Annotated in this window: 5 protein-coding genes; 2 read left to right on the top strand and 3 right to left on the bottom strand. The window is 33.6% G+C overall.

What is annotated here, in order from left to right; translation table 11 throughout:
* The first annotated feature begins 23 nt into the window (after positions 1–23).
* Entirely contained in the window at positions 24–1,202 is a 1,179-nt protein-coding gene (locus V7K40_RS31990; protein ID WP_334966903.1) for a 2-isopropylmalate synthase, read from the top strand.
* A gap of 161 nt (positions 1,203–1,363) precedes the next feature.
* The gene (locus tag V7K40_RS31985) at positions 1,364–3,376 is read left to right on the top strand and encodes an ATP-binding cassette domain-containing protein (protein ID WP_334966902.1); all 2,013 of its coding nucleotides are present in this window, start codon (positions 1,364–1,366) and stop codon (positions 3,374–3,376) included.
* A gap of 350 nt (positions 3,377–3,726) precedes the next feature.
* Here V7K40_RS31985 and V7K40_RS31980 read toward each other — a convergent pair whose 3' ends face one another.
* The 3 genes from V7K40_RS31980 to V7K40_RS31970 all read right to left on the bottom strand — a co-directional run bounded on the left by V7K40_RS31980 (position 3,727) and on the right by V7K40_RS31970 (position 8,134).
* Complete coding sequence (locus V7K40_RS31980) at positions 3,727–4,140, bottom strand: hypothetical protein (protein ID WP_334966901.1); 414 nt, start codon at positions 4,138–4,140, stop codon at positions 3,727–3,729.
* A 284-nt stretch (positions 4,141–4,424) separates the two neighbouring features.
* Positions 4,425–6,134 carry a GUN4 domain-containing protein gene (locus V7K40_RS31975; protein ID WP_334966900.1) on the bottom strand — a complete coding sequence of 570 codons (1,710 nt, stop codon included), beginning with the start codon at positions 6,132–6,134 and terminating at the stop codon, positions 4,425–4,427.
* Positions 6,119–8,134: an ATP-binding cassette domain-containing protein gene (locus V7K40_RS31970; RefSeq protein WP_334966899.1), complete on the bottom strand. Its 2,016-nt coding sequence runs from the start codon at positions 8,132–8,134 to the stop codon at positions 6,119–6,121. The genes V7K40_RS31975 and V7K40_RS31970 overlap by 16 nt, the downstream gene beginning before the upstream one ends.
* Between the last annotated feature and the right edge of the window lie 24 nt (positions 8,135–8,158).

Here is an 8,158-nt window from a genome sequence, read left to right as displayed (position 1 = left end):
TTAATTTTGAAGTGGTATAAAAAATGCAAACTCTTCCTATTAAAATTTCGGATGAAACCCTACGGGATGGAGAACAACAAGCAGGCATTTTCTTCTCCTACCCAACTAAACACAAACTTGCCCGTCTGATTGCTCAAACAGGAGTTGATGGAGTTTGCATCATGCCAAGTGTTTGCGAACAAGAAGCAGAGTTAGTCAAATCATTAGTCTCAGAGGGATGGGATGAACTAATTACTGCTGATACGATGATGGCAAAGCAATACATAGATCAAGCGAAGGAGTGCGGAGTTAAGCGCCTGATTCTGTTCCTTGCTGTTTCTGATCGCCTATTGTTTTTGCGAGATCCCCAAGTTCGCCTCATGAGCGAATTTCAAGGAAAAATTATTGATGACGGTATCCCATCTCACATTATCAGTCAAGCTCGTCAAAATGCTCTTGATGTTATTGTTGAAAATCTACACTATGCTACAAAAGTCGCAGGTTTAAGAGTAGATTTTGCGGCTGAAGATGCTTCTAGAGCCGATTTTGACTATTTAGTGCAATGTATTCGCTCATGCAGTCCTTATATAGAACACTTCCTACTATGTGATACTGTAGGGGTTTTCAGTCCAGAAAAGAGTTATATCTGGGTTAACGACTTGCTCCAATCTACCGCAAATGTAGCATTGGGAGTACATTATCACAACGATATGGGCTTGGCTTTAGAAAATACTCTCCAGTCTCTTATGGCGGGAGCAACTTTAGTATCGGGGACATTTTGTGGTTTAGGGGAGCGAGCCGGAAATGTGGCGATCGAGCAAGTTTTAAATGGGTTGCGAGTCCGTTTCGGTATTGAAGTTGAGGGGATTAACTATGATGCGATTGTGGCAGTGACTAATTACATCGAGCAAATGGGAATTCGCCCCGCAGCCCCTTACTCTCAAACTGCACAACGTCACGAATCAGGTATCCATGTCAATTCTTTGTTGCATGACCCCAAAAGCTATGCGATATTTCCTTATAACAAGATAGATGTTGTATTTGGCAAATGGAGTGGAGTTAGTAATTTTCAATATCTATTTGAAAAGCAACTACACAATCCTCAATCCAGAAAGCAGTATGAAAGGATGCGTTCTGTTATCAAATCACTTGCCACTGAAAAAGAACGTTATTTTACTGCTCAAGAAGTCTTAGAATTATGGGAAGATGGTATCTTTGAATAAGAAATTGTAAATTTTCACAATTTCCTATTCAAGCAAGTTAAAGACTCAAAAGAACATTTTCTCAATTCATAAGGGATAACAATCAATTATGACTTGTTTCTCCTAGTCTTGAATTATGACTACCCATCGGGTTCAAGAGATTACAATAATTTTTTTTACAGATGCAAACTACAACTTTTATTGGTAAATCCTCAAAGAATGATTCTTCACCTGCTAAGAATTTTTGGGGCAATGTCAGAGCGATCGTCGGGCCTTTTTTGTATCCTACCGAGGCAAACGCCAGAGCATTTTCAGATGTAATTCGTACATGGGGGATGCTCGCTATCCTAGTATTATTAATAATAATGCTCGTTGGTGTAACTGCGTTTAATAGCTTTGTTAACCGCTTTTTGCTAGATATCATTACTGAAGAGCAAGATTTAAATAAATTTACTAATACATTATGGCTTTATGGTACTGCTCTTGTCTGCGTAACGCTCCTAGTAGGATTTACTAGATTTGTTAGAAAACAAATCGCTCTTGATTGGTATCAATGGTTAAACGACCGAATTTTAGATAGATATTTGAGTAATCGTGCCTATTATAAAATCAACTTTAAATCCGATATTGATAATCCAGATCAACGAATAACCCAAGAAATAGAACCTTTAACAAGAGATGCTCTTTCTTTTTCAGCTACTTTATTAGAAAAAGTACTAGAAATGATAAGTTTTTTAGTAATTCTCTGGTTTCTTTCCCCTTTTGTGGCAGTTCTATTAGTAGCTTATACAGTTATAGGTAATTTTATTGCTGTTTATTTAGGTCAAGAATTAAATAAAATTAAACAAGAAGAATTAGAACATCAAGGGAACTATAATTATAGCGTCAATCATGTTCGTAATCACGCTGAATCAATAGCTTTCTTTCGAGGAGAAAAACAAGAATTAAATATAATAATACGCAGATTAAATAATATTATTAAAAGTGCTAAACGCAAGATGAATTGGGAAGTAACTCAAGATATTTTTAATAGAGGATATCAAGCGATTATTCAAATATTTCCATTTATAGTATTTGGGCCTTTACAGATTAAAGGCGAAATTGAATTTGGAGAAATTGCCCAAGCCAGTTTAGCTTGTAATCTGTTTGCTACAGCTATGGCTGAAGTAATTAGAGAATTTGCTACTTCAGGACGATTTTCGAGTTATGTTGAGCGTTTAGTTGAACTGTCGAATGCGCTACAAGCAGTGACTAAACAACCGGAAAATGTCAGTACGATTAAAACAATAGAAGAAAGGCAACTAGCTTTTGAGCATGTTACCTTACAAACACCTAATTATGAGCAGGTGATTGTCGAAGATTTGTCACTTTCTGTTCAGCCGGGAGAAGGTTTATTAATTGTCGGGCCTAGTGGTCGAGGTAAAAGTTCTTTGTTAAGAGCGATCGCTGGTTTGTGGAATGCTGGTACTGGTCGTTTGGTACGTCCTCCATTAGAAGAAGTATTATTTTTACCCCAACGTCCTTACATTATCTTGGGAACTTTACGTGAACAGTTGCTTTATCCTAATACAAATCGTCAAATGACCGACGCAGAACTCAAAAATGTTTTGCAACAAGTAAACTTACAAAACTTACTAAGTCGAGTTGAAGGTTTTGATACAGAAGTTCCTTGGGAAAACATACTATCGCTAGGAGAACAACAACGTTTGGCTTTCGCACGCTTATTAGTGACTCATCCAAGGTTCACCATATTAGATGAAGCAACAAGTGCTTTGGATTTGAAAAATGAAGGAAATTTATATCAACAATTACAAGAAACAAAAACAACGTTTATTAGTGTTGGGCATAGGGAAAGTCTATTTGATTATCATCAATGGGTTTTGGAACTCTCACAAGATTCTAGTTGGCAACTTGTGAGCATTCAAGATTACCGAGATGAAAAAAAGATAGTCAATAATTCTCCAGAAAATGCTCAAATCTCGTCTAATAACAAATTTCAAAATAAATTAGCTATCTTAACTCAAAAAGCTACAACTGAAGGACTCTCTCATAAAGAAATGAGCGAATTAACATACTATTCCATCAATACTATTAGAAGTAAGGGCAGCAAAGGGGAGCCTATAACTACAAGAGACGGCCTTACCTACCGATATGATAAAGATCCTGAAGTGTTGAAATGGGTGAGAGTTGAGTAGCTACTACCCATGAGTCTTAAAGATAAATCACCTTTTACCAAACATTTCAAGATTTTATTTATTTTATGTAACGGTTAATCTTGCTAAAAAATTTAACTCTGCTTCATCAACTGACGATACATCACCAGAAAAACTTGCTCAAGAAGATATCTCCCCTCCAGAAGATCCAGCTTCAGTAACCATTAAAGTAACTGCTATTAAAATTCTCGAATTAACTGACCAAGAGCAACGCGATCGCCTTTCATGCCTTAGCAACTTGAGGTGGCACAAACACTCATTGAAACATAGGGTATGGCAATGTATTATCAAATAAATATGCCATCAAATCTACTCACGCTTGCCAACATTCTCTAGGACTTCCTAGTATTATTTATTTTTGTTCCAATAATTGATTCATCTTTATCTTTTATGAGAAATTTAGAACTGTTAATTCTAATAACTTCATAACTTTCCGTTGTAAAAATTGAACCGATAGTAGCTACTATATCTGCAATAGAAATCTGAAAAAATAGTGGAATTTTTAAGTTAAAAAATGATTTTGGCATAGTTTTAACACTTAAATACAATTTTTTTTGGCTAACATACCATACTCCGGTAAATTTATTACCTGTTATGAGTTCTTTAGGTTTAGAGAAAAAAAGCGTTTGAACCCTAGTTTGCTCATAAGTCATATCATCTTTAAATTCAATAGTTATTTTTTCCGAATAAGTATTGAAACGCCATTTTCCCAAAAGCAAAATTTCTATTTCTATATCAGAATTCATACTGTTATTCATATCTACTTTTGAAATTGATTAGGTTACTACAATGAAAGAAGTATTAACGATAAAGTTTTAATAAATGTAATTAAAAAAGTTATTTTATAATATTGCACGTACAGCGAGATAGTTGCTTACGATTATACCTTTAACTTAGATTAACAGTTAAGTGTATCAAAATTGCTCAAATTTTCTTACACTTCATATCTTTCAATAGATTTTGTCTAAAAAATTCTGAATATCATCAATAGAAGCTTCTACATTCTTAATCAGAACTCAGAAGTCAAAATTCAATTACACATTTTTGCTCGAGAAAAGAATAAATGCATCTGCCAAACTAACCATGACCCCACTCGCCATGCTCCCATTGAAAGGGGTTCCGCAGATAATTTTGGTGATATGTCAAAAATATCTTGGTCGTAGTGTAGCCATTTGACTGGTAGGTGTCCCATCGGTGTCGTTGGGGATAATTTAAAAGTTAGTTGGTCGTAATTTAACCAGTTTCCTTCTTTTCGCCAACCCAAGCGATCGCCAAGTCTCTTTTCTGTTTCATAATCTACTTGAGCACCTATTTCGTTCCAGATGTTTTGCTGTACGCTAAAGCCGAAATAACCATGACTGTATTGTTGCCAAAGTCCATCGATATTATAAAAAGCCTGACAAGAAAAGTTAAGAATATCTTCCTTATAAACTTCATTCCAATAATTCTTTCCCATGACTTGTAGCATTAATTTAGCGGTTTCAATATCAGCTTCTTTCCACTTGAATTGTGCGAGTAGAGTTTTGAGTTCACTATAATCAATATTTTTACTATTTTTAAATTCTTTTACAGAGTTACTATAGTTATTAATTGGCTCTAATAATTCTGTTTTTTCAATAGAAAGTGCAGAATTTTTAGAAACGACATCTGTCTCTAATATACCTAGCACTTTTCTTTGATCGACAAGTTGAGTAGATATATAATTAGATATTAAGTAAATTGTTTGTTCTAAAACTATTCCATCATTATTTAACTCAAAATTACTAATTTGTTCATTTAATAATTTAGACTCAACTAATGCATCTTTTAATCTATCTCCTTTTTCATAACTTGCGACCAATAAATTGAGAATATTTTCAGAAATTGTATCAGTATCTTGTATGGTTAATAAGCTTGACTGGAAATTTAAACTACTAGTTGATAAATTTTTAATTTCTCCTACAATTGCGTAAAAGTTTACATCTAGTTTTACTACTTCGTCTATTAAGGATTGAAATGGACTAAAGTAATCTTGTAAATAATCTTCAAACTTTGTTACTATCTCAGCTATTTTTGCTATTTCTTGACGAATTTTTCTTGCTTTCATTTGATATTCGTAAATTTCTTGATATACCCTTAACTCTTGAGCTATTTGCTGGACAGTTTGCTTTTGATTCTTAGTATCTTCTCCTAAAATTTTAATTCCTTGAGTTAACAATTTAATTTTTTCTAACATCAAAAAGTTAGTATTACTCAAAAGCAAAATTGATTTGAGGTTTTCTTGTTTTTCCCGTTTTAGTTTCTCAATGAGTTGGGGATTATTGTGATTTTTTATTTCTAGTTTATTTATTTCTGCATTTATATTTTTAATTTCTAGGTATTTTTGAGTAAATAACTTTTTCCAGTTATCAGTAAATTTTAATAAAAAATCTTGATAATTATCTTTATATTTTTCTAAAAAATCAATTAGTTGAGTATAGTCTTTAATTAATAATTTAGTTTGAGCAAAAATTTCTTGTTGGCTAATTTCCTGTTTTCGTTTTATTATTCCCCACAAATAAAAATGATACTTAGTACCTTGTTTAATTAATAGTTGAGATTTTGTAATTCTTTTTTGAACTTTTTTTAATTTTGAATTGTTTACAATAGGTAATTGATAACTTATTTCATAAATTGTAATAAATTTATAATTAATTAATTGTCTTTGGTTTTTAGTTAACATCACATCAGTTCTCACAACAGCCGCTAAACTCTCACCCATTTTAAAACTTTTGAATTTTTGTCATAGCGGTAAGTTGCGCCATCTTTAGTAGTGATAGGCTTCCCTTGGCTTCCTCTGCTTCTAATAGTGCTAAGAGAATAGTCTGTTAATGTTTTAATTTCTTGATGAGTGAGCTTTTCGATTGTGTCTATTACTACTGATATTTGCGGTTTTATTTGGAGTTCAGAGGAGCTATCTATTATAATTTGAGGGTTCTCAGATGGAGCAGTGACAATTGCTTTTTGGCACTGATAATCCTGTACAGAAATAAATTGCCAGTGGGAATCTTGTTTTAGCTCTAGAACCCATTGATGATAGTTAAATAAACTTTCTCTATGTCCAACACTGATAAAAGTTGTTTTAGTTTCTTTTAACTGTTGATATAAATTATCTTCGTTAGTTAAATCCAAAGCACTTGTTGCTTCATCTAATATGGTGAAACTAGGATGAGTAATTAATAGTCGTGCGAAAGCTAGACGTTGTTGTTCTCCTAAAGACAATATATTTTCCCAAGGAACTTCTGTATCAAAGCCTTTTACACGGGTAAGTAAGTGTTGTAAATTAACTTGTTGCAAAATTTGTTCGAGTTCTTTGTCGCTCATCTTTCGGTCTGTATGCGGATAGAGTAATTGTTCGCGCAAAGTACCTAAAATGATATAAGGTCGTTGGGGTAAGAATAAGACTTCTTTTAGAGGAGGACGCACTAGACGACCAGTTCCTGCGTTCCACAAACCAGCGATCGCTCTTAATAAAGAACTTTTACCCCCACCACTAGGGCCAACAATCAATAACCCTCCGCTTGACGGAACAGAAAGTGATAATTCTTCAACAATCGTCTGCTCATAATTTGGCGTTTGTAAAGTGACATTTTCAAAAGCTAAATGTTCTTCTTCTGTGACTTTGATAGTATTTACATTATCTGGTTGTTTACTAACAGCTTCTAAAGCATCTGAGAATTCAGCTAAACGGTTAACATAACTAGAAAATCGCCCGGAAATACTAAATTCACCTATTAACTCTCCCAGAGCATTAGAAAACATAAAGCAAGCAAAACTAACTTGGTTAATTTCCCCATAATCAATTTGGTTCTGAATAAATAAAGGCGTGAGAATAAACATAGAAAATACACTGATGGCAGACTGATATGCTCTGCCAAAAGCGTCTTGACCTTTCTCCAAACTCAGCCTACGTTCAGTAGTTTCTAAAACATTATTAAATCGCCGCTGAATTATATTTAACTCTTCCTTTTCTCCCTGAAAAAAAGCAATTGATTCAGCGTGATTGCGAACATGAGTTAAGCAATAAGCAAAGTCTGCTTTAAACGCAAGTTCTTGTTGATTAACTATATTTATTGCTTGATTCAAGTAAACAGCTATTAAATTACCAACAACTGTATAAATAATTAGATAAATTGCGATTGGTGGAGAAACTGTCCAGAGAATTATCAAAGCACTTCCCATTTCTAAAACTTTTTCTAGTAAAGCACTTGAAAATCTTAAAGCACTATTAGTGATAGGTTCTATTTCTTGAGATAGACGTTGATCTGGATTATCTATATCAGATTGAAAATTGATTTTATAATAAGCTTGGTTGCTCAAATATTTGTCTAAAATATGATTATTTAACCATTTGTACCAGTCAAGAGTGATTTTTTTTCTGACATATCTCAAAAAAGTTATCAAGATGACCATCACTAAAACAATGAGAGAGGACAGCCATAAAGTACTATTATATTTATCAAGGTTTCTCTCTTCGATAACAATATCAATTACATAGCGATTCAAGTAGCTATTTGCAGCACTTATACCTATAACTGAAACTATTAATAATACTAAAAGAATGAGCATTCCCCATGAACAAATCACATCTGCAAATGCTCTTCCTTCTGCTTTTGTTGGATACCAATAAGGTTGAGCAACTACTTTCACATCTCCCCAAAATTGAGTTAACGCTGAAAAAGGATTTGTTGTGTTTTGCTCACGTGCATATGGAGTTTGCATATTTTAAAGATGTAGCCCTTATTG

The organism is Nostoc sp. (genome assembly GCF_036917195.1).
Classification (GTDB): domain Bacteria; phylum Cyanobacteriota; class Cyanobacteriia; order Cyanobacteriales; family Nostocaceae; genus Nostoc.
Note: the sequence above shows the minus strand (reverse complement) of the source record. Positions and strands in the feature narration are given on the sequence as shown.

Bases quoted from the DNA above. Each gene is read 5' to 3' on its own strand.
- V7K40_RS31970 (WP_334966899.1), bottom strand. From the start codon at position 8,134: ATGCAAACTCCATATGCACGTGAGCAAAACACAACAAATCCTTTTTCA.
- V7K40_RS31985 (WP_334966902.1), top strand. From the start codon at position 1,364: ATGCAAACTACAACTTTTATTGGTAAATCCTCAAAGAATGATTCTTCA.
- V7K40_RS31980 (WP_334966901.1), bottom strand. From the start codon at position 4,140: ATGAATTCTGATATAGAAATAGAAATTTTGCTTTTGGGAAAATGGCGT.
- V7K40_RS31975 (WP_334966900.1), bottom strand. From the start codon at position 6,134: ATGGGTGAGAGTTTAGCGGCTGTTGTGAGAACTGATGTGATGTTAACT.
- V7K40_RS31990 (WP_334966903.1), top strand. From the start codon at position 24: ATGCAAACTCTTCCTATTAAAATTTCGGATGAAACCCTACGGGATGGA.